At 47.3% G+C, this 20,325-nt stretch carries 19 protein-coding genes; 9 read left to right on the forward strand and 10 right to left on the reverse strand.

All coding sequences use genetic code 11. From position 1 onward, the window contains the following. Positions 1-36 precede the first annotated feature (36 nt). From rlmN to FSB84_RS03185, 3 genes are read left to right on the forward strand one after another with little or no spacing between them, the layout of a single operon-like run. Positions 37-1,098 carry a 23S rRNA (adenine(2503)-C(2))-methyltransferase RlmN gene (gene rlmN / locus FSB84_RS03175; protein WP_130542939.1) on the forward strand — a complete coding sequence of 354 codons (1,062 nt, stop codon included), beginning with the start codon at positions 37-39 and terminating at the stop codon, positions 1,096-1,098. 51 nt (positions 1,099-1,149) lie between these two features. Beyond that, positions 1,150-2,751: a pseudouridine synthase gene (locus tag FSB84_RS03180; RefSeq protein WP_225979968.1), complete on the forward strand. Its 1,602-nt coding sequence runs from the start codon at positions 1,150-1,152 to the stop codon at positions 2,749-2,751. Continuing rightward, positions 2,744-3,466, forward strand: coding sequence for an RluA family pseudouridine synthase (locus FSB84_RS03185; RefSeq protein ID WP_130542938.1), 723 nt, complete (start codon positions 2,744-2,746; stop codon positions 3,464-3,466). Before FSB84_RS03180 ends, FSB84_RS03185 begins: the two co-directional genes overlap by 8 nt. A 229-nt stretch (positions 3,467-3,695) precedes the next feature. Here FSB84_RS03185 and FSB84_RS03190 read toward each other — a convergent pair whose 3' ends face one another. The 3 genes from FSB84_RS03190 to dinB form a co-directional block, all read right to left on the reverse strand. Further along, complete coding sequence (locus FSB84_RS03190) at positions 3,696-4,970, reverse strand: metal-dependent hydrolase family protein (protein ID WP_130542937.1); 1,275 nt, start codon at positions 4,968-4,970, stop codon at positions 3,696-3,698. Between the two features lie 149 nt (positions 4,971-5,119). Next, the gene (locus FSB84_RS03195) at positions 5,120-5,755 is read right to left on the reverse strand and encodes a peroxiredoxin (protein ID WP_130542936.1); all 636 of its coding nucleotides are present in this window, start codon (positions 5,753-5,755) and stop codon (positions 5,120-5,122) included. 126 nt (positions 5,756-5,881) lie between these two features. Continuing rightward, a complete protein-coding gene (gene dinB / locus FSB84_RS03200) occupies positions 5,882-7,081 on the reverse strand; it encodes a DNA polymerase IV (RefSeq protein ID WP_130542935.1) in 1,200 nt (399 codons plus the stop codon). Between the two features lie 45 nt (positions 7,082-7,126). Here dinB and FSB84_RS03205 point away from each other — a divergent pair, with 45 nt between their 5' ends. After that, positions 7,127-7,714, forward strand: coding sequence for a Crp/Fnr family transcriptional regulator (locus tag FSB84_RS03205; RefSeq protein ID WP_130542934.1), 588 nt, complete (start codon positions 7,127-7,129; stop codon positions 7,712-7,714). 141 nt (positions 7,715-7,855) lie between these two features. After that, positions 7,856-8,422, forward strand: a complete 567-nt coding sequence (locus FSB84_RS03210) for a DinB family protein (protein WP_130542933.1) — start codon at positions 7,856-7,858, stop codon at positions 8,420-8,422. A gap of 63 nt (positions 8,423-8,485) precedes the next feature. On the opposite strand, the gene FSB84_RS03215 is transcribed toward FSB84_RS03210, so the two are convergent. Beyond that, positions 8,486-10,624: an outer membrane beta-barrel protein gene (locus tag FSB84_RS03215; protein ID WP_158643765.1), complete on the reverse strand. Its 2,139-nt coding sequence runs from the start codon at positions 10,622-10,624 to the stop codon at positions 8,486-8,488. 207 nt (positions 10,625-10,831) lie between these two features. Between FSB84_RS03215 and FSB84_RS03220 the strand changes: the two genes are divergently transcribed. Next, positions 10,832-11,959 carry a sensor histidine kinase gene (locus FSB84_RS03220; protein ID WP_130542931.1) on the forward strand — a complete coding sequence of 376 codons (1,128 nt, stop codon included), beginning with the start codon at positions 10,832-10,834 and terminating at the stop codon, positions 11,957-11,959. Between the two features lie 24 nt (positions 11,960-11,983). Next, positions 11,984-12,682 carry a LytR/AlgR family response regulator transcription factor gene (locus tag FSB84_RS03225; RefSeq protein ID WP_130542930.1) on the forward strand — a complete coding sequence of 233 codons (699 nt, stop codon included), beginning with the start codon at positions 11,984-11,986 and terminating at the stop codon, positions 12,680-12,682. Here FSB84_RS03225 and rimM read toward each other — a convergent pair whose 3' ends face one another. From rimM to FSB84_RS03245, 4 genes are all read right to left on the reverse strand, one after another. Continuing rightward, on the reverse strand, positions 12,683-13,198 hold the full coding sequence (gene rimM, locus FSB84_RS03230) for a ribosome maturation factor RimM (RefSeq protein WP_130542929.1): 516 nt from the start codon (positions 13,196-13,198) through the stop codon (positions 12,683-12,685). Positions 13,199-13,284: 86 nt separating this feature from the next. After that, positions 13,285-13,710 carry a 30S ribosomal protein S16 gene (rpsP, locus tag FSB84_RS31580; RefSeq protein WP_127131865.1) on the reverse strand — a complete coding sequence of 142 codons (426 nt, stop codon included), beginning with the start codon at positions 13,708-13,710 and terminating at the stop codon, positions 13,285-13,287. Between the two features lie 153 nt (positions 13,711-13,863). Further along, positions 13,864-15,183 (reverse strand): signal recognition particle protein, encoded by a 1,320-nt coding sequence (gene ffh, locus FSB84_RS03240; RefSeq protein WP_130542928.1) that lies wholly within the window; start codon positions 15,181-15,183, stop codon positions 13,864-13,866. A 150-nt stretch (positions 15,184-15,333) separates the two neighbouring features. Continuing rightward, complete coding sequence (locus FSB84_RS03245) at positions 15,334-16,203, reverse strand: sigma-70 family RNA polymerase sigma factor (protein ID WP_130542927.1); 870 nt, start codon at positions 16,201-16,203, stop codon at positions 15,334-15,336. Positions 16,204-16,522: 319 nt separating this feature from the next. Between FSB84_RS03245 and FSB84_RS03250 the strand changes: the two genes are divergently transcribed. Further along, positions 16,523-16,903, forward strand: a complete 381-nt coding sequence (locus FSB84_RS03250; protein ID WP_130542926.1) for an START-like domain-containing protein — start codon at positions 16,523-16,525, stop codon at positions 16,901-16,903. On the opposite strand, the gene FSB84_RS03255 is transcribed toward FSB84_RS03250, so the two are convergent. Beyond that, a complete protein-coding gene (locus tag FSB84_RS03255) occupies positions 16,900-17,511 on the reverse strand; it encodes a hypothetical protein (protein ID WP_130542925.1) in 612 nt (203 codons plus the stop codon). The two genes, FSB84_RS03250 and FSB84_RS03255, sit on opposite strands and share 4 nt — an antisense overlap. Before the next feature lie 24 nt (positions 17,512-17,535). On the opposite strand from FSB84_RS03255, the gene FSB84_RS03260 reads away from it, so the two are divergent. Continuing rightward, on the forward strand, positions 17,536-19,032 hold the full coding sequence (locus FSB84_RS03260; RefSeq protein ID WP_130542924.1) for an LptF/LptG family permease: 1,497 nt from the start codon (positions 17,536-17,538) through the stop codon (positions 19,030-19,032). A 542-nt stretch (positions 19,033-19,574) separates the two neighbouring features. On the opposite strand, the gene FSB84_RS03265 is transcribed toward FSB84_RS03260, so the two are convergent. Then, positions 19,575-20,273 (reverse strand): LOG family protein, encoded by a 699-nt coding sequence (locus tag FSB84_RS03265; protein WP_130542923.1) that lies wholly within the window; start codon positions 20,271-20,273, stop codon positions 19,575-19,577. Positions 20,274-20,325 lie beyond the last annotated feature (52 nt).

Consider the following 20,325-nt stretch of genomic DNA (forward strand, 5'->3'; position numbering starts at 1 on the left):
GCCCGCCGTTACCAAAAACAATAGTACCTTTGCAGGATGGCAAACACAGGGAAGAAGAACATAAGGCACCTGAGCCTCAGTGAGTTGGAGACTTATTTTGAGGAACTTGGCGAGAAAAAGTTCCGCACCAGACAGGTGTACGAATGGATTTGGCAGAAACATGCCCATAGCTTCGAAGCCATGACCAACCTCAGCAAAGAGCTCCGTCAGAAACTCGCTGACAATTTCTCCCTTCCCGCCCTCGGCGTGGGTGCCACTCAATATTCCGCAGATGGAACGGTGAAATCAAGATTCAAGACTGTTGACGGACATGCCGTGGAAGGCGTTCTGATCCCGACAGACGAACGCAAAACTGCCTGCGTGAGCTCACAGATCGGATGTTCACTCAGCTGTAAATTCTGCGCTACAGGGTACATGGAGCGCAAACGCAATCTTGACTACGATGAGATCTATGACGAAGTGGTACTGATCAATCAGCAATCCGAACGCGTATACAATAAGAAACTCACCAATATCGTATTCATGGGAATGGGTGAGCCGCTGCTGAATTATAAGAACGTACTCAAAGCCATCGAGAAGATCACTGATCCGAATGGTGGACTGGCCATGAGCCCGCGCCGCATCACCGTGTCTACCGCCGGTGTTGCGAAAATGATCCGTCAGCTGGGTGAAGACCAGGTTCGATTCAAACTCGCTTTGTCTTTGCACGCAGCCAATGACCAGAAAAGAAATGAGATCATGCCGATCAATGAGACCAACAATCTCAAAGCCCTGATCGATGCCATGAATTTCTTCTACAAGGCAACCGGTAATGAGATCACTTTCGAATACATCCTCTTCAAAGACTTCAACGATTCTCTGAAAGATGCGGATGAACTGATCAGGATCTACAGACAGGTTCCTGCAGATCTTGTGAATATTATCGAGTACAATCCGATCGACAAAGCCGCTTTCATGAAGCCCGACGAGAATGCTGTGCAGGCATTCATGCAGTACCTGGAAAAACACCGCGTCAATGCAAGGCTACGCCGGAGTCGTGGAAAAGATATCGATGCAGCCTGCGGTCAGCTGGCCAATAAGGAAGTACAGGTAGGTTAATATTTCTCTATATATTTTTTATTTACTGTTGAAAAACAGCAATGCATTTTTATGAAAAAACAACCTCAGGGATTCAAGAAATTCATCCAGACGGAAGAAAAAGGATCCATCAAAAAAGAGCGCATCCGCCAGGAAAAGAAAGCCATGCGCAAAGAGACCCAGGAATATTTTGCTAAAAAGAAAGAAGAGGCAAAACAGTCAAGAGCTACTGGAAATACAACCAGTAAAGCCAAATGGGGATCACGCGGCAATGAAGGCGCTGACAGGATCGAGAAAAAGAAATTCTCCAAATCAGAAGATAGCAAAGAACGCGGTGGCCGCACATTCAAAAAGAATGATACCGGCAATAGTTCCTATAAAGGAGCTTCCAAAGGAAAGCGTTCTTTCAAAAGCAATGATCGTGAAGACCGTAATCAACAAGGTGATTCACGTGGCGGTTTCAAAAAGAAAGGCGGCTTTAAAAAGAGCAGCGGCTTAGGTCCACGCGCTTTCAAGAAAGCTGGTGGTTACAAAGCGATGAGCCGCGACGCTGCGGGCTTTGAAGAAAAAACAAAGGGCTTCAAAAAAGAAATTCCCGCTGCACCGAAAGATCAGGAGCAGCAGTCGCCCAGATTCAAGAATACACGCTTCACCGACAGGAACCCTTACCAAAAGAACGAAGAAGGCTCCACAGAAGATACCAAACCTTCCCGTTTCGATAAAACAGAAAAGCCTGCATTCAAAAAACGTGAAGGCGGATCCGAAAAAACATCGAAACCCAAATCGAACTTCGCCAGCCGGATCGAAGGCGCAGGCCCGCAAACAGAGAAGTCTGCAAAAAACACTCCCGGTACCGCCCGCAAGAAGATTGCGGTAGAGAAAACTGAGGAAACTCCTGAAAAACCTGCTATCGTGAATACAGGCACTATGCCGCTCAATAAATTCATTGCACATGCAGGCGTTTGCTCCAGAAGGGATGCAGCCGATATCGTGAGATCAGGTAAGGTAGTAGTGAATGGAGAAACCGTTACCGAACCAGGTTTCAAAGTATCCGGCAAAGACGAGATCAAAGTGAATGGAAAGAAAATAGCCGTGAGAAGGAATCTCGTGTACATCCTGCTCAACAAACCCAAGGATTATATCACTACTACAGAAGATCCGCAGGGCCGCAAAACAGTGCTGGATATCATCCGCAATGCCACTACCGAGCGCGTATACCCGATCGGAAGGCTGGACCGCAATACAACCGGCGTTCTTCTCCTTACCAATGATGGAGAACTGGCGCAGAAATTATCACATCCCAGTTACGAGATCAAAAAGATCTATGAAGTAACACTCGATAAACCACTCACCAAAAAAGACTTCGACAGTATCATAGGTGGCGTGAACCTCGAAGATGGCTTCATTCAGCCCGACGCACTCGCGTATGCTGACAGCAAAGACAAAGCAGTGATCGGTATCGAGATCCACAGCGGCCGCAACCGCATCGTCCGCCGCATCTTTGAACATATGGGCTACGATGTGCGTAACCTGGACCGCGTAATGTACGCCAATCTCACCAAGAAGAATGTTGACCGCGGCAAATGGAGACTCCTCACCGAGAAGGAAGTCCGACTGCTCAAATACCTCAACGCTTCCTACACCAACAAAAACAAACCTGCGCGCCGTGGCTAAGATCTCACTGGACATTATCGAAGAGAACGATCATTTTGTAGCTGTCAATAAACCATCAGGAATGCTCAGCATCCCTGACCGGGAAGGAAAAGAGACGAGTCTCAAACAATTACTCCGCGAGAAATACGGAAATATCTTTGTTGTGCATCGTCTGGACAGGGATACCAGCGGCGTGATCATTTTCGCCAAGAACGAAGAAGCCCATCAATTCCTCTCCATCGCATTCGAAGACAGAACGGTGGAGAAATTCTATGAGGGCATCGTAACCGGTACATTGCCTTCAACCGAAGGCACCATCGATCAGCCGATCGCGGAAAACACCACCAAAAGAGGTGAAATGCTTATCCACAGAAGAGGCAAGCCATCTATCACCGATTATAAAGTAGAAGAGAATTTCGGAAAATTCTCGCTGGTGAGATTTCAGATCCATACCGGTCGTACACACCAGATCCGTGTGCATATGCAGTTCCTGGGTCATCCGCTGATTTGTGATGAAACTTATGGCGATGGAAAACCCGTGCTGATTTCCAGCATCAAAAAAGATTACAAGCTCTCCAAAAGCGAAGAAGAGGAACGTCCGATCCTAAACAGGGTAGCGTTACATGCAGCAGAACTACGGTTTACATCTCCTAACGGTACGAAGTATGTGCTGAAGGCAGAGATGCCGAAGGATATGCGGGCGCTGTTGCAGCAGTTAAGGAAGCGGGTGAAGTAAAGAATCCAAATCGATTTATGTAATAAAATGTATGCAGCAGCATCCTGCAATACATTTTGTTTTTTACGGCATCAAGCATGGAAGAAACGGAGGTGATGATTGCACCAATTCTGCATGGCATTGTCCACTTTTGCATTTTCCCGTCAGCAACCAATTCCTGTATATGACATCATTCAATACCAGGAAGTCAGCTCACCTCGTAATACAGGTAGCTGTTTTCAAACATTGATCATTTCTTATACACCACGCCATCCTTCATCACAAAATTCACTTTCCCCATCACTTTCGCATCGCGTTCCGGATCGCCATCCACCGCAATGATATCGGCCAGTTTCCCTTTCTCTATACTGCCTAGCTGATCACTTACACCCAGCAGATCAGCGGCACTCACAGTGGCCGACTGAATGGCTTTGATCACCGGCATGCCGGCTTCATTCATATACACAAACTCCATCCAGTTCTTGCCATGCGCGTACACACCGGCATCGGTACCGAATGCGATCTTCACTCCTTCCCTGTATGCTTTGGCAAACATGTTCTGCATTTTTGGTCCGATGGCCAGCGCCTTGGGTGTTACCAGCTCAGGATAATAGCCTGTCTTCTTTGCAGAGTCAGCAACAGATTTTCCTGCAATGATGGTTGCTACCAGGTAAGTTCCATGCTGCTTCATCAGCGCAATCACTTCATCATCCATATAAGTTCCGTGTTCGATACTGTTCACACCACCACGCACTGCACGCTTCATGGCTTCAGCGCCATGACAATGAGCTGCCACTTTAAAACCGTAATCTTTCGCCGTTTCAACAATCGCTTTTATTTCATCTTCTGTAAACTGTGGGTTCTCGCCGCTCTTCGCAACGCTGAGCACACCGCCCGATGCAGTGATCTTGATCAGGTCTGAGCCATCCTTGTATCGTTGACGAACCGCTTTGCGGCATTCATCCGGCCCATTGGCAACGCCTGCTGAAGGCCCCGGATCACCTTGCAGGTCTTTGCGATAGCCATTCGTGGGATCAGCATGGCCGCCTGTAGTTGCAATAGATTTCCCTGCCGTAAACACACGCGGTCCTACGATCAAGTTCTTATTGATGGCATTGCGCAAAGCGATGTTCACACCGCTGCCGCCGAGATCGCGCACAGATGTAAAGCCAGCCATCAAAGTACGATTGCTGAATACTACAGATTGAAATGCATAATCGGCGGGATTCAATGTAAAAGCTTCCAGGTAACGGTTCGGATTGGTTTCATGCTCCATATGCACATGACAATCGATCAATCCCGGCATCACCGTGGATCGTTTCAGATCGATCACAATATCAGAGCTGGTTCCGGCAACATAACCCTTTTGTATATCCGATATCTTATTTCCTTCGACGAGGATGGTTTGCTCAGTAAGCACTGAACCATTCTTTACATCTATCAGCCTGCCACAATGCAGGAGCGTTCGTTGCGCAGACAATAATGCAGGAATGGAAAACAGGAAAACGAAAAACAGCTTTCTCATGTAGCAGTAGATTGGTTTGTTCCCTTAAGATACTAATTGCCGGGAAGAATCCTATCCCTTCAAACAAAAATCCCCTGCAGTAAATGCAAGGGATCCTGAATATTAAAAGCTACGGAACTACAGCCTGATTGCTGTTACAGGTATAACAATTACAGATTAGGCTGCGGTGTGTAGCGCAGATATGGTTTTACCACATCAACTCCTTTGGGGAATTTCTTGATAGCATCTTCAGTGGATACTGCAGGTACTACAATCACATTCTCTCCATGTTTCCAGTCGGCAGGCGTTGCTACGCTGTAATTGGCAGTCAGTTGAAGCGAGTCAACCACGCGCAGTACTTCGTAGAAGTTCCTTCCGGTAGAAGCAGGGTAAGTGATCATCAGTTTAACTTTCTTGTCCGGTCCGATCACAAACAGGGAACGAACAGTGAAGGTCTCTGATGCATTGGGGTGGATCATATCGTACAGTCCTGCTACTTCGCGGCTTTCATCAGCGATGATGGGAAAGCCCACGTTACAGTTCTGAGTTTCGTTGATATCGTTAACCCAGCCAAAGTGCTTTTCCAGTGGATCAACACTCACGGCCAGTACTTTTACATTGCGTTTTGCAAATTCCTCCTGCAGCAGAGCAGTCTTTCCCAGTTCGGTTGTACACACGGGCGTATAGTCGGCGGGGTGAGAAAAGAGGATGCCCCAGCCATTGCCGAGGTATTCATAGAAATCCAGGTCACCGGCAGTAGTCTTTGCCCTGAAGTTGGGAGCTATGTCTCCTAATCTTAAACTCATAATTCAAACATTTATGGTTATTAAAATGTGTTAGCAGAAGGGTAACGAAGATACTAATATCCTACCGAAAAAGTAGACTAATTTGTTAATTCTCAAATTTGCTGTCAAAAGGTAAGGAATATTACATTATTCCGAGCGGCCTGGGAGATGTGGATCGGGGCGCTGGGGCTTATTTCCATTGGTTCCTGTGGCTTTGGAAATAGCGTTCTTCCCAAAGCGGTTCTTTACGTCATCGATGGCTTTGTACAGCTCGGTCTTTCTCTCCACATTACTGAAAAGATTGGTCTGGACTGCTTCTCCGGTGAGTTCGCTGAGGCGAACACCCAGGAGTCGCACAGGAGTGCCTTTACGCCAGAGTTTGTGGAAGAGGTCGCGGGCCTGCGGGAGCAGCTCATCGTCGTAAAAAGTGTAATCGATACTGGTCTGGCGTGAAGTGGTCTCAAAGTCGGGGTAACGGATCTTCACGGTAATGCAGCCAGCCATCTTATTGTCCTGCCGCAGTTCGTAAGCCACTTTTTCTGTCATGTGCACCAGCTCAGCTTCCAGCCTGCTGACGTCCGTGATATTCTCCTCAAAAGTATTTTCCGTGGAAATGCTCTTGGCTTCGTGATAAGGCGTTACCTCGCCATTATGAACGCCCTGGCTCTTCCACCAGAGATCTCCTCCATATTTGCCGAAACGCTTTTCCAGGAGTTCTATGGGCGTTTCACTGAGGTCTTTGATAGTGGTAATGCCGATAGCCTGCAGGGACTGCCAGGTCTGCTTTCCCACGCCATGGATCTTATTCACGGCAAGTGGCGCCAGGAAATCTTTTTCCCGGCCGAATGGGATAAAAAGATAACCATTCGGTTTAGCGGCATCTGTGGCGATTTTAGCGATCATTTTATTGGCGCCCAGTCCGAAAGAGATGGGAAGACCTGTGGTATCGATGATCTCCTGGCGCAGATCGATGGTCCACTGGTAAGGCTGGAAGTATTTATCCATTCCGGTGAGATCGAGATAGAACTCATCGATACTGGCTTTCTCGAAAAGCGGCGCTTTTTCAGCAATGATATTGGTAACGATGCGGGAGTATTTGCTGTATTCGCCCCGGTGGCCTTTTACAACAATGGCCTGTGGACAAAGCCGCATGGCCGTTTTCATGGGCATGGCCGAATGGATGCCGAATTTACGTGCCTCGTAGGAACAGGCAGCCACCACTCCCCGCTCGCGGCCCCCCACAAGGATAGGCTTGCCTTTAAGCGTGGGATCCAGTAAGCACTCCACCGATACGAAGAACGCATCCAGGTCAAAGTGCGCAATGATCCTTTGTGGTGATTTTCCCATTTCAACTGCAAGTTACGCAATAGTGAAATGTTTATTTTTGTTGAATTGGAAAACAGTATCGATATACTCAAACAGCATGTTTTTGCCATGCAGGCCCTGCCGGATCATGTATGGGAACCATTCTCCCGGATATGGCAAACCGTTGAATTCAAACGCAAAACAGTACTCACTGTTGCCGGCGAAACGGAACGTCACCTCTACTTTGTACTGGACGGCGTGCAGCGAGCTTTCCATATGGACGATCATCATCCGGATGCCACCATCGTTTTCACCTATCCCTATTCCTTTGCAGGAGTGGCCGATAGCTTCCTAACGCAAATGTCCAGTCGATTTTTCTTTGAAACGCTTACCAGCAGTAAAATGCTGCGGACCTCGCATCAGCAGGTAAGACAGTTAGCCGATAAACATCCCGAGCTGATGGCATGGGTGCTGAAAGCCACCGCCTTTGCGCTCTCCGGCGTACTCGAACGCCAGGTTGAATTACTGAAGTTCAGCGCCGAAGAAAAATTCAGGATATTATTGAAACGCAGCCCTCATGTATTGCAAATTATCCCGCACAAATACCTCGCCTCCTATCTCGGTATTGACGCCAGTACTTTCAGCAAACTGCTTAGCACTGTTCGCATCGAATAATTACTCAGAGTGCCGACAGTCGCTCGCCTCCGGCGAGTGACTTATATTTCTTCGCCTCCGGCGAAGCTTCTTCCAAAATCTTGGTCTGCGCCAAGATTTTCCAATCCGCCCCTATCTAGCTTTGCTGTAAATAAGAGAAAAATGAAAAAACTGAACAGCTCCAACACCCTCGAACTCCTGGAAAACGATACACGTCAGATCATTCTCAGCCTTCGTCAATTGCAACAGCAGGACCCGGAGGTCCTGCTGCAAGTTCCGGCGCCCGGCAGATGGAGCGTGGTTCAGAATATCGAGCACCTGAATACTTATGGCAGGTACTATCTTCCGCGGATCAAAAAGGCGATGGCTGAATCATCCGCGGGTTATGAACCTTCCTATAAACCCGGCTTCCTCGGTAATTACTTCGCCAACTCCATGTTGCCGGACAAGAACGGAATGATCAAAAACAAAATGAAGGCATTCAAAAACCATATACCTTCTGTTGACCTGGATAGTCATACCGTTCTGAATGAGTTCCTGAAACAGGAAGAAGAATTATTGGAGTTATTAGAAAAAGCGAAAAAAGTTCCACTCGGCAGGATACGTATCCCCATCTCCATTGCATCTTTCATCAAACTTAAGCTGGGTGATACTTTCAGGTTCTTCATAGCACATCATCAAAGGCATTTTGTGCAGATCAGCAATATTCTTGCATCGTTGAAAAAATAAACGGAGCTTGAATTCCCGGATAGAAGTCCCCCGCGTCCCCGGCGAGCGACTGCTGCCTGAGAGCTACTCTCCCATCCTTCTCGATTCCGTTTCCACTCCGCTCCTGCGGCTGCTGTTCACTTTTACATTTTTATTGCCAAACTTCCAGGTGAAGGCCAGCTTAACAAATCGGCTTTCCATCTTGTTACGGTTGTAAGAGCTCACGCCAAATCCTTTCACATCAAACACAGATACATTGGAGTTGAAAAGATCGGAAACATTCAGCGCTACAGTTGCCCGGTTGTTGAACAGTGATTTGCTCACACCTGCATCCACCGTGAATACGGAATTGATACGATAAGCACCAATGATCATCGGGCTGGTATAAGACCCGAACAGTTCGGCTTTGAATCCTTTTGGCAACAGGATCATATGCTGGCTGGTGATATTGGCAGTGAGCATACCTTCATTCTGATCCGGATCTGCTGTATTGTATTTGCAATACATCGCGTTCACGGTATTGGTGATATTCCATTTGTTGCTCAACCAGGAAATAGTATGCGATACAGTGGCATTTAACATATCGCCAGTACCAAGATTCTCAGAGCGGCTGATCACAGAACCGGGCATTGCGCCGGGGCGATACACTTCAGACAATGCATCCACATAATGCGTGTAACCGATCGAGCTGAACAATTCATTCCTGAAACTGTGCGACACTTCAAAAGCATGCGCAATGCTGGGCCTGATTTCGGGATTGCCCTCATAATAGCTGTATTGAGAACGGAAAACGATAAAAGGATTCACCACATCAAATTTGAATCGCTGGATGCTTTTGCGATAGCTCAGGCTCAGTTCATTTTTCTCATCAGCCGTGTAAGCAATGTTCACAGTCGGGAACACATTGAAATAATCCCTGCTGCTTTTTTTGTTCCAGGTAAGGAGGTCGCCTTTCGTTTCTGTTCCTTCTACGCGCAAACCAGCCTGCACACTGTATTTCCCCATTTGTTTCCGTGCGTTCACATAAGCAGCGTAAATGTTTTCCCGGTAAATGAAATGATTGGTGCGGCTGCTGTCCGTAATCCATTTGTTGCCCATCATTTCTTCCCACAACACATCATTATCTGTTTTGGTGAAAATGGATTTCAATCCAGTTTCAAAGCTGGCAAATTTGGTGGGCAATGTATAATCAATGGAAATGGATTGCACCCTGTTGGTGGCCGGCGACTGATCGCGAAGGTTATATGGATGTTGATATTCTTCTCCGGTTGCATCATAGTAGCGCGTGATGAAATCATCATTCCATTTTTTATCGTACTCAAAATGATCGGCATTCACAGACAGGGAAGCACCTTTCGCATTAATGGCCCATTTGTAGAAGAGGTTCACGGAAGGTGTACTGACACGGGAATACGCGCTGCGGTTGGTAGTTACAACGGAATCGGCTATCGAGGAATGATTGAAAGATCCTGCATCATTGATGGTAATACCCCCTTTCAACATCAGGCCGATCGTATGCTTGGGATCGATGCTGTATTCCAGTCCGGCTTTCAGGAAATGACCATAATTCTCTCCCACACGATGGGTATTGTCCAGCAGACGATCTTTTGAAGCAAGCGCCCGGCTGGTGAAAGCATCGCTGTATGTTTTCGTATAACGATAATCGTAGCTACCCCAGGCGTTGATGTGTTGATTGCGATAATTGACTGAGCCGCCAACATTGTAACGACCATAACGTCCGGCGCCTGTTCCGGCAGTAAGCGTTCCGTTGGTGCCGAATTTCAGACTTTTAGTGGTAACGATATTGATCACGGCGCCGCCTGTTGCGTCGTAACGTGCAGGAGGATTGGAAATTAGCTCAACAGTACTGATGGTATTGGCCGGCATGCTGTTGAGGAAATTGCGAAGCTCTTCCCCTTCGAGATGACTCAAACGGCCATCCAGCAACACCACTATTTTCTTACCACGGAAAGAAAGCGCGCCATTCTGATCGATGATACCGGGACCGCGTTTGATCACTTCCCAGGCATTACCACTGGCAGCGATGGGGCTACCCGCAACATTCAGCACCACTCTATCTCCTTTTTGAGAAACGAAAGCTTTGGCGGCAGTAACGGTCACCGCAGACAAATTCTTTACGACGGGTTTGGTGGTATCCTGGCTTTGTGCATTTGTTGCCAGTGAAATAATGGACAGGGCTAAAAAGGTAGTAAAAGTTCTCATATGCGTTTGCTTTATTTTGTTTGTGTTGATCATGAAGCAAACCTACAATGCAGGCCCTGCCGGGAAAAGGCAGCTTCGGCAAGATGGCACTACCGCTCTGCAAAATAAAACAGGACAGATTTCGTCGAAGGAATTTCCGATCTTGTCGAAACGGATCTGGCGCAAGCGGCTTATATTGTAGTCTTGCCGGTCAACATCAAACCCAATATGAACGCAGTCACCACTACAACACAACGCAGCAGGTTCCCGCTGGTCTTTGAGCTCATGGTTTGGCTGATCTATGTTTGCCTGTATAAGTATTCCTTTTTCCTGGACCAGGGCCATCTTCCCAATCCGCATTTCGATAGTTTTCCCTGGCCGCAACTGATCATCTATTCCATTGCCATGACCTTGTACACTATTCCATTTTACAGGATCATCGCTCCGAAATTGTTGCTGGCAAAACGCTACGGATTCCTGGTGCTCACAATCATCCTTTATTTCTGGATCCTGCTCAAGCTCAACAACTGGCTGGTGACATGGATCTTCCAGGCATTGCATCCCGCCGGTGACCTGGGCACGTACTATCAGCAGCAACACGCCATTGCATCTGATAAGCTCAGGTATTTATTCGGCTGGGCCCCAAATACTTTGCTCACAGACCTGCTGGCCTTCATGTCTGTAGCCTTCATGCGCTATGCTTTCGAAAATGAAAAAAAGAAATTCCTCTTGGAACGCGACAACCTGGTACTGCAACTGGAATCACTGAAAGCCCAGCTCCACCCGCATTTCCTGTTCAATACACTCAACAGTATTTACGGCATGAGCCTTACCGGCAACAAGGATACTCCTTCCTATATCCTCCGGCTCTCCGACATGATGCGGTATATTTTGTATGATTGCCAGCAACATTTCGTGCCATTGGAAAAAGACATCGCCTTCATTGAAAACTATGTGGCCATGGAAAAAGCGAGATACCCCGAAGCGGATATTGCATTCACGATAAAAGGCATTGCCGCCGGGCAACAGATCGTACCACTGCTGTTCATCCAGTTCATCGAGAACAGCTTCAAGCACGGCGCACACCGTGTTACAGAGAATGGATACATCCATGGCTCACTGGAACTGAAAGACGGGCGTCTGCATTTTCATATCGTGAATGATCTGCTGACCCAGCAAACGCTGAATGCCGCCATCCCTCTGGCGCAGGAAGGGACCAACTATGGCGGCATCGGTATTCAAAATGTGCAGAAGCGGCTGGAACTCATTTATCCCAACCGGCATAAGATGAATATCAAAAAAGAAAAGGGCCAATACGAAGTCAATATCGATATCTTATTATCAACAGTTTCATAAACCTTTAGTATACCCGAAAACCTTATGATCAAATGCCTCATCTGTGACGATGAACTGATAGCCCACCAGATCCTGGAAGCGTATATCCTGCAAACGCCAGGATTGGTATTGGTGGCCAAATGCCGCAATGCCCTGGAAGCTTTTGCCAAACTGGAACAGCAAAGCGTTGACCTTATTTTCCTGGACATTGAGATGCCACTGGTGAATGGTATCAATTTTCTAAAGACACTCAGCAATCCGCCCAAAGTGATCTTCACTACAGCTTATGCGGAGCATGCCCTGGAGAGTTATGAATTGAATGCCGTGGATTACCTGCTGAAACCATTTTCGCCGGAACGCTTTGCCAAAGCCGTGGAAAAAGCGAAAGCCCTGATCGGGGCTGGTGGAAGTTCTGCGGAGAAACCGGAGGAAGCCGGCGCATTGGTGGTCAAAGAAAAAGATGGAATGATCCGCGTACAGTATAACCAGATCCTTTATATTGAAGCATCGAAGGATTATATGAAGATAGTGACCAATGAGAAGAACTACCTGGTGCATATCACGATGAAGAAGCTGGAGGAATCTCTGCCCCCCGAGCAATTTGTGAGAACACATAAGTCCTTTATGGTAGCGCTGAAAGCGATCCGGTTGCTGAAGCCTGATGAGCTGGTGCTCACCAATAATGCAGTGGTGCCGGTAAGTATCAATTACCGGGATATGGTTACAGAGAAGTTCAAATCCTGATCACCTGAAAATATCCAGCAGGCCATCCGGCAGTTGAACGTGCACTTCTTTTTTCTTCTTGTCCACTTTCAGTAAAGTTTCCTGGTGCATCGGAATGAGAGCTTCCTTGCCATCGAGATCGATGCGGCAGAGAAGCTGATGAGGTTGTTCTATCACTTCCAGGATCTCGCCGATATCGGTGCCGTTATCGATGATATGGAAGCCGAGATAAGAAATAGGTGCGGTCTTATTGGTGAACTGCTGAACAGTTTCTTCGGGTAGCCATACCTGTTTCTGGAGGAAATTTCGGGCTTCTTCTTTGGAGTTGATGCCTTCGAGTTTGATGAAGAGCTCGGTCTCGTTCTTCACACGTGCTTCTTCTACAAAGTAAGGGAGCAGTTCATCTCGTTTGATCTCGATGAAGATAGCGGGAACGCCTTTGAGCGCTGTTTTCTGGCCCAGGTGGTGGACCAGCACCAGTTCCCCTTTTACGCCGAAGGTGGCTGCTAATTTTCCTATACTGTTGTAATTGGTCATAGTGTACGCGTGCAAGTTAGTGAGTAGTGACAAAAAATCCCGATGAAAGATTCACCGGGATTTAATAGCTTAATTCCATGCGCTAATTAAGACTCGCTTCTCTTCGGACCGGTGGGAGCCATCGGACGACGAGGACGACGATCTCTGGCATTAGCTTCCTGGCGCTTTTTCAGTTGCGCCTCATGCTCTGAATGCCAAACCTGGAATTTCTCCATAGCAGCAGCATCATCGAACAGACCGAGCTTAACACCACGCAGCAGGTGTTTCAGATAAAGCACTCCTTTGAAAGAAAGGATCCTGCGAACAGTATCTGTAGGCTGAGCACCTTTGTGCAGCCAATCCAGTGCCTTCTGGCGATCCAGTTGAACACTTGCAGGAACTGTAAGAGGATTGTAAGTACCGAGCTTCTGAATGAATTTACCATCTCTGGGTGAGCGCGCGTCGGCTACTACGATGAAATAGAATGGTCTTTTTTTAGACCCATGTCGTTGCAGTCTGATTTTTACTGGCATTTTAAATAGAAATTTAAATGCGTGAACAAATAGGGTTACAATTTAAAATATGTCAAGGATTGCAAAGGTAACAATCGCACTGACTTTGCCAAATTTAATACAATTTGTATAGAAAAGTCAGCGCAACACAAAAATTTTACATTCGGCGGAAAATCAACGGCGGCCAAGCCCCATGCGGCCCATGGGCATTTTATTCATCATTTTCATCATGTTTTTCATCTGCTCAAATTGCTTCAGAAAACCATTGAGCTCATCCATGCTTTTTCCCGCTCCTTTGGCAATGCGCGTCTTACGACGTGCATCCAGAATATCGGGGTTGGCTCTTTCTTCCGGAGTCATACTATTGATCAATGCTTCAATACCTTTGAAAGCGTCATCGGAGATATCAATGTCTTTTACAGCCTTTCCGACACCAGGGATCATGCCTAACAGATCCTTGATATTTCCCATTTTCTTGATCTGCTCCAGTTGTTGCTTGAAGTCAGACAGGTCGAACTGGTTCTTGCGGATCTTCTTTTCCAGCTTCTTCGCCTGCTCTTCATCAAACTGAGCCTGAGCCTTTTCCACGAGGGTTGTGATATCACCCATACCCAGGATACGCTGTGCCATACGCTCGGGGTAGAACACATCCAGGGTATCCATCTTTTCACCACTGCTCACGAACTTGATGGGCTTTTCCACCGTGTATTTGATGGAAAGGGCCGCACCACCGCGTGTATCACCATCCAGTTTGGTGAGTACCACGCCGGTAAAGTCCAGGCGGTCGTTGAAGGCTTTGGCCGTATTCACAGCATCCTGACCGGTCATGGAGTCCACCACAAAGAGGATCTCATTCGGTTTCACGGCGCTTTTCACATTGGCCACTTCGGTCATCATCTGCTCGTCTACAGCCAAACGGCCGGCCGTATCGATGATGATCACGTTCTTATTTTTACTTCTTGCCTCTTTCACCGCATTCTCTGCGATCTGAACGGCATTCTTGTTTTCAGGTTCACTGTATACGTCCACGCCGATCTGCTCACCCAGCACTTTCAACTGGTCGATGGCCGCAGGGCGGTAGATATCTGCTGCCACCAGCAATGGGCTCAATCCTTTTTTAGTCTTGAGGTAATTGGCCAGCTTGGCGCTGAAAGTGGTTTTACCGGAACCCTGCAGACCTGCGATGAGGATAACGGCGGGATTGCCTTTGGACTGCAACTCACTCTCGCTGCCGCCCATGAGCGCCACCAGCTCGTCTTTCACGATCTTCACCATCAACTGTCCGGGGCTTACTGCCGTGATCACTTTCTGGCCCATGGCCTCATCCTTGATCTTATCGGTAAACTCCTTCGCAATTTTATAGTTGACGTCGGCATCCACCAGTGCACGGCGTATATCCTTCACCGTTGCAGCGATATTCAACTCGGTGATCCTGCCTTCACCCTTGATTTGTTTAAAGGCCGATTCTAACCGCTCTGTAAGATTCTGGAACATGTTTTTTCAATTTTCTAAAAAGGAATCGCGGGGCCGGCCGTCCAACCAGGGACAGTACAGACCCCGCAATGACTTTATTTTCAGCGGGCAAATTTACAGTAAGATTATGAAGTGTAAAGTTTCTTTCGGGTATAATTACAATTTTACGGATTATACGCCCAGGTAGCCGCGGAGGGCTTTGGACCGTGAATTGGTACGCAACTTGGTGATAGCCTTGTCTTTGATCTGCCTCACGCGCTCGCGGGTGAGGTTGAATTTGTCGCCAATATCTTCCAGGCTCATGGGATGGTCCACCCCGATGCCGAAGAAATAGCAGATCACCTCTTTCTGTCGCTCGGTCAGCATTTTCATGGACCGCTCGATCTCCTGTTTGAGGCTTTCCCTGTGCTCGATATTGGTATTCGCATACTCGGCATTGGGATTTTCCAGCACATCCACCAGGGTATTGTCTTCCCCTTCAGACAGCGGTGTATCCATGCTTACATGCCTGGCAGCAATGCCCAGGGTTGCGGAAACTTCTTCGGTTTCCAGCTCCAGCAGTTCAGCCAGTTCTTCAGGACTGGGCTCGCGCTCAAATTCCTGTTCGAGTTGTGAGAATGCTTTCTGGATCTTGTTGGTCAAACCAACCTTGTTGAGTGGGAGTCGAACGATACGGCTTTGTTCAGCCAGTGCCTGTAAGATACTTTGGCGGATCCACCACACGGCATAGGAGATGAATTTGAAGCCGCGGGTTTCATCAAAACGCTGTGCTGCCTTGATGAGGCCGAGATTGCCCTCGTTGATAAGATCTGGTAGAGAGAGGCCCTGGTTCTGATACTGCTTTGCCACGGAGACTACGAAGCGGAGATTGGCTTTGGTCAGTTTGTCAAGTGCAGACTGATCGCCCTGTTTGATTCTACGGGCGAGACGCACTTCCTCTTCAGGGCTGATCAATTCAACTTTTCCGATTTCCTGCAGGTATTTCTCAAGGCTCTGAGATTCACGATTCGTAATTGATTTCGTGATCTTGAGTTGACGCATACTCATAGGTTGAGGTCGTTTAAAGGGTTTTTAAGGTTTAAAGGTTGCCTGGTATCCAGGAGAAAAACGTAACAAAGCCGGTTTTCTTATATTTTGATCGTCAACTTGTAAAATGCCTGCTGAAGCAATTTAACCAATTCAGGATCATTTTCCAAAAAAAAGAATTCTAAATAACTGGTTTCCAGCAGCTTTAAACTTTTTTTCGCCAATGTTATCTTTCCCTATCTTTAACGGCGCCTCCAACAAAAAATTTTTAGGGTTATATTATTTTTCTATTATTGCAACACAGGTATTATAAATAGTTCAATAAAAGGAGTAGATGAGTAAGAAACAACAATTTACGTTAGAGTATCCGGTAAGATGTTCTCCTTCCATTTTATTCGAATTCCTCAGTACACCAGCCGGTTTGCAGGAGTGGTTTGCAGATAAAGTGGACGAGCGCGATAATGTATTCAGCTTTTCCTGGAATGGTTCAATAGATAAAGCAGAAGTTACAGAGAGTGAAGAAGACAAATTCATTCGCTTCCACTGGCTGCATGCACCAACCGAAGAATATTTTGAATTCCGCATCGAGAAATCAGAAGTGACCAACCAAACGATTCTTGTGATAAAAGATTTTGCTGAAAAAAGTGAAGTAAAAGATCAAAGTCAGTTATGGGGTTACCAGGTGAAAGATCTGTTCCATCGCCTCGGCAACTAAGTCATGAGTGCATTGAATATGGCGCGGTACAGGGTATCCGCCGTATTCACAGACAGATTCCACATCTGTAACGGTATTCTCACAGACAACTTACAGAAATCAGTAACCGAAAGTATGTCTTCCACTGCTTGTTCGCTCAGGCGGTCAAGCGATACATAATTGGTAGGGGCAAAGTCGTGCCGCCACTCATCTTCTCCTACACATAAATAAAAATTACATTCCTGCAGCAGTTTCCTGTTCTGCAGCAACACATCCCTGAACTGTTGTTTATACACTCCGCTCAGATGTAATGTGATGCTGAAAAAATTCCCCCACCAAAACATCGTTCTCACAGCAAACACGGCGTCCTTTCCAAAATACTTCGGATAATCAAGCATCACCCAGGGAAGCCCTTCATATTTTTCTCCTTTTGATATCTTCGCTGAAGAAGCCAGCACCTCTGCCGGTAATGGTGGTTCCAGCTCCTTCATTAGTTGCTGAATCAATCCATGCATCTCCCCCATCGCCTCCACAGCCTTATTCATAATGGCATTCTTTGTTAAAAGCAATTGAGCATTTTGAACGAATGCCAATTCATCTTCCGAAAGCTGTATTTTTGTTGGATTCATGTATTAAAGGTAACTAGCAGTATTGTGATCAAAAAACTGGATATACTTGTACTCAGGGCATTTATAGGCCCTTTTATCGCCACCTTTTTCCTCACACTCTTTGTGCTGATCCTTCAATTCTTCTGGTTGTGGATAGACGATTTCGTTGGTAAAGGGATCGATGGCTTCGTAATGCTGCGCCTCATCACCTATCTCAGCGCCACCCTGGTACCACTCGCCCTTCCCCTTGCCGTATTGCTCAGTAGTATCATGACCTTCGGTAACCTCGGGGAAACATTCGAACTGGTAGCCATCAAATCAGCGGGCATCGGCCTCATGCGCTTCATGCGCCCCCTGCTGATAGTAGCTGCCTTTCTCTCCGTTCTGGCCTTCCTCTTCAATAACTACGTGATCCCCGTAGCCAATCTGAAGATGAGAACACTGCATTCAGATCTTATCAATAAAAAACCTGCCTTCGATCTCAAAGAAGGCGTATTCTATACCACCATTCCCGGTTTTGCATTGAAGGTGGGAAAGAAAGAACAGGACTCGATCCTTCACAATGTGATCATCTATGAAGAAGCCAGAACACAGCTTCAGGATAATATGATCGCAGCACGCCGCGGCGTAATGAAAGTAACGCCGGACAAAATGTTTCTCGAATTCAAACTTCAGGATGGATGGCGCTACCAGGAAGAAGGCAACCGCAATACCACCAATACACAGTTCACACGCCTCGGCTTCAAGGAATACAAAAAGATCCTGGACCTCAGCGCACTCGCTTTCAATCAAACATCAGACAGCGTATATCGCAACCGTTACGAGATGCTCAACGTTCGACAACTGAGCATTGTGATCGATTCACTGGATCGCGATACCAAAAAAGTGGAAGACCGCACGCGAAGCGACCTTCAGGTATACCTCACCTTCAATAAATATCTGGATACAGGCTGGACCAAAGTGAAGGCCCCAGCTGTTCCGGACTCCATCAAATCATTCGCCCAGCTCATTCCGGACAGTCTCCGCAGCTCAGTGGTTGACATGGCCGCATCATATGCCAGCTCCATGAAATCCGCTGTGGAAGGCAGTTCTATCGAATACGAGAACAAGCGCAAAGACCTTCGTCTCCACCTCATGACCTGGCATGAGAAGATCACCATGTCGCTTGCAGTGCTGGTACTCTTCCTGATCGGTGCGCCGCTTGGCTCCATCGTACGCAAGGGTGGGATCGGAACACCTGTTGTGTTTGCCGTGATTTTCTTCGTGATCTTCTTCCTGTTGAACAACTTCGGAAAGAAATTCGTGAAGGAAGATGTACTTACACCACTGGGAGGCATGTGGATGGCCACTTTCGTGCTGGTGCCGATCGGCATGTTCCTCATCTGGAAAGCGCTGCATGATTCGCAACTCTTCAACAAAGAATTCTACTATCGTGTGTTCAGAGGCGTTAGAAAGATGATTGCCAAGATCAGGAAGCCGAAGAATGAAGTGGGGTTGGCTACGAGTGCTGTTCCTCCGTCTTCTGATGATGATGTAGCTTAATTTTTTTCGTCGCAAAGGGATATGAACGCCGGCTGGAAAACAAACCAGCGCGGGAGGATATATTTTGAGCTGTGGGTTGGTGAGATTGGGCTATAGTAATTCTATCGGGCTTTTTCGCGTATGTTTTCAAGGCCGGACTTTTCATATCACCTTTGCTCCATCACGATGCAGGTGCAGCTTTTTTGTACGAAGGAACATTATTCATTTCTATTGGCATCTTCAAACAACTTCTTCGATGCATAACTGAATGGAGCAATATCTATACCGATCAATCAGCGGAAAACATTCTCAGCATTCACCAGGTCTGATGGCAAGCCTGCATTCAATCACTCATTCGCACAGAAGATTTTTCTCGCCAGCTTAGTATGTCCATCAGCGTTAGGGTATAGCAATTGCGGCCTCCGAAACGTAAGCGATGAAGCCCAACAGAATTACCGAACCCATCATCTTCCCTTACAAAAGCCCATCACTATTCTCACGCGCTGGTTCGTTTCACAGCCGGAATTGTTATACCCTCACGCGAAAAAGCCACTTCAAAAAGGCTAGAAATTTGGCTGCAGCGGATGCCTGGTATAGAATTCCAGCACATGCGCAACTACTTCTTCGGGTGTATCCGCAATTTTGAGGAGATCGAGGTCTTCTGGCGAGATATTGGAAGCCTGTTTCAGCATGATGTCCTGCATCCAGGCAACGAGGCCGCTCCAGTAGTCGGCGCCAACGAGGATCAGGGGAACCTGCAACATTTTGCCTGTCTGGATGAGGGTGATCACTTCGAAGAATTCGTCCATCGTTCCGAATCCGCCAGGCATCATTACGAAGCCCTGAGAGTATTTGGTGAACATGACCTTTCTTACGAAGAAATAATCGAAATCGAGATTGGCATCGCGGTCGATGAAAGGGTTGGAATGCTGCTCGAAAGGCAGATCGATATTGAGACCCACGGATTTGCCGGAACCAAGCTGGGCGCCTTTATTGGCGGCTTCCATGATACCAGGGCCGCCACCGGAGATGATACCGAAGCCTTCTTCCGCCAGCCTTTTGGAGATCTGAACTGTGAGCTCGTAATGAGGATGCCCGGGTTGAGTGCGGGCAGAACCGAAAACGGAAATGCAGGGACCAATCTTGGCAAGCGCTTCAAATCCATCAACAAATTCAGCCATGATCTTGAAGATCTGCCAGCTGCTGTGCGCTTTGCTCTCTGACCACCTGCGTTGCTTACTCTTGCGGATCGTGTCGTTCATACTTTGCGTTTAGGGGTGAAGACAAGGAATGCCATCCTTTGGTCTCCCGTTG

Origin of the sequence: Pseudobacter ginsenosidimutans (assembly GCF_007970185.1) — a bacterium.
GTDB lineage: Bacteria > Bacteroidota > Bacteroidia > Chitinophagales > Chitinophagaceae > Pseudobacter > Pseudobacter ginsenosidimutans.

What these genes read in the sequence shown, in the direction of transcription:
- rlmN (WP_130542939.1), top strand. Translation starts at nt 37, where the DNA reads ATGGCAAACACAGGGAAGAAGAACATAAGGCACCTGAGCCTCAGTGAG.
- FSB84_RS03180 (WP_225979968.1), top strand. Translation starts at nt 1,150, where the DNA reads ATGAAAAAACAACCTCAGGGATTCAAGAAATTCATCCAGACGGAAGAA.
- FSB84_RS03190 (WP_130542937.1), bottom strand. Translation starts at nt 4,970, where the DNA reads ATGAGAAAGCTGTTTTTCGTTTTCCTGTTTTCCATTCCTGCATTATTG.
- FSB84_RS03195 (WP_130542936.1), bottom strand. Translation starts at nt 5,755, where the DNA reads ATGAGTTTAAGATTAGGAGACATAGCTCCCAACTTCAGGGCAAAGACT.
- dinB (WP_130542935.1), bottom strand. Translation starts at nt 7,081, where the DNA reads ATGGGAAAATCACCACAAAGGATCATTGCGCACTTTGACCTGGATGCG.
- FSB84_RS03210 (WP_130542933.1), top strand. Translation starts at nt 7,856, where the DNA reads ATGAAAAAACTGAACAGCTCCAACACCCTCGAACTCCTGGAAAACGAT.
- FSB84_RS03215 (WP_158643765.1), bottom strand. Translation starts at nt 10,624, where the DNA reads ATGAGAACTTTTACTACCTTTTTAGCCCTGTCCATTATTTCACTGGCA.
- FSB84_RS03220 (WP_130542931.1), top strand. Translation starts at nt 10,832, where the DNA reads ATGAACGCAGTCACCACTACAACACAACGCAGCAGGTTCCCGCTGGTC.
- FSB84_RS03225 (WP_130542930.1), top strand. Translation starts at nt 11,984, where the DNA reads ATGATCAAATGCCTCATCTGTGACGATGAACTGATAGCCCACCAGATC.
- rimM (WP_130542929.1), bottom strand. Translation starts at nt 13,198, where the DNA reads ATGACCAATTACAACAGTATAGGAAAATTAGCAGCCACCTTCGGCGTA.
- rpsP (WP_127131865.1), bottom strand. Translation starts at nt 13,710, where the DNA reads ATGCCAGTAAAAATCAGACTGCAACGACATGGGTCTAAAAAAAGACCA.
- ffh (WP_130542928.1), bottom strand. Translation starts at nt 15,183, where the DNA reads ATGTTCCAGAATCTTACAGAGCGGTTAGAATCGGCCTTTAAACAAATC.
- FSB84_RS03245 (WP_130542927.1), bottom strand. Translation starts at nt 16,203, where the DNA reads ATGCGTCAACTCAAGATCACGAAATCAATTACGAATCGTGAATCTCAG.
- FSB84_RS03250 (WP_130542926.1), top strand. Translation starts at nt 16,523, where the DNA reads ATGAGTAAGAAACAACAATTTACGTTAGAGTATCCGGTAAGATGTTCT.
- FSB84_RS03255 (WP_130542925.1), bottom strand. Translation starts at nt 17,511, where the DNA reads ATGAATCCAACAAAAATACAGCTTTCGGAAGATGAATTGGCATTCGTT.
- FSB84_RS03265 (WP_130542923.1), bottom strand. Translation starts at nt 20,273, where the DNA reads ATGAACGACACGATCCGCAAGAGTAAGCAACGCAGGTGGTCAGAGAGC.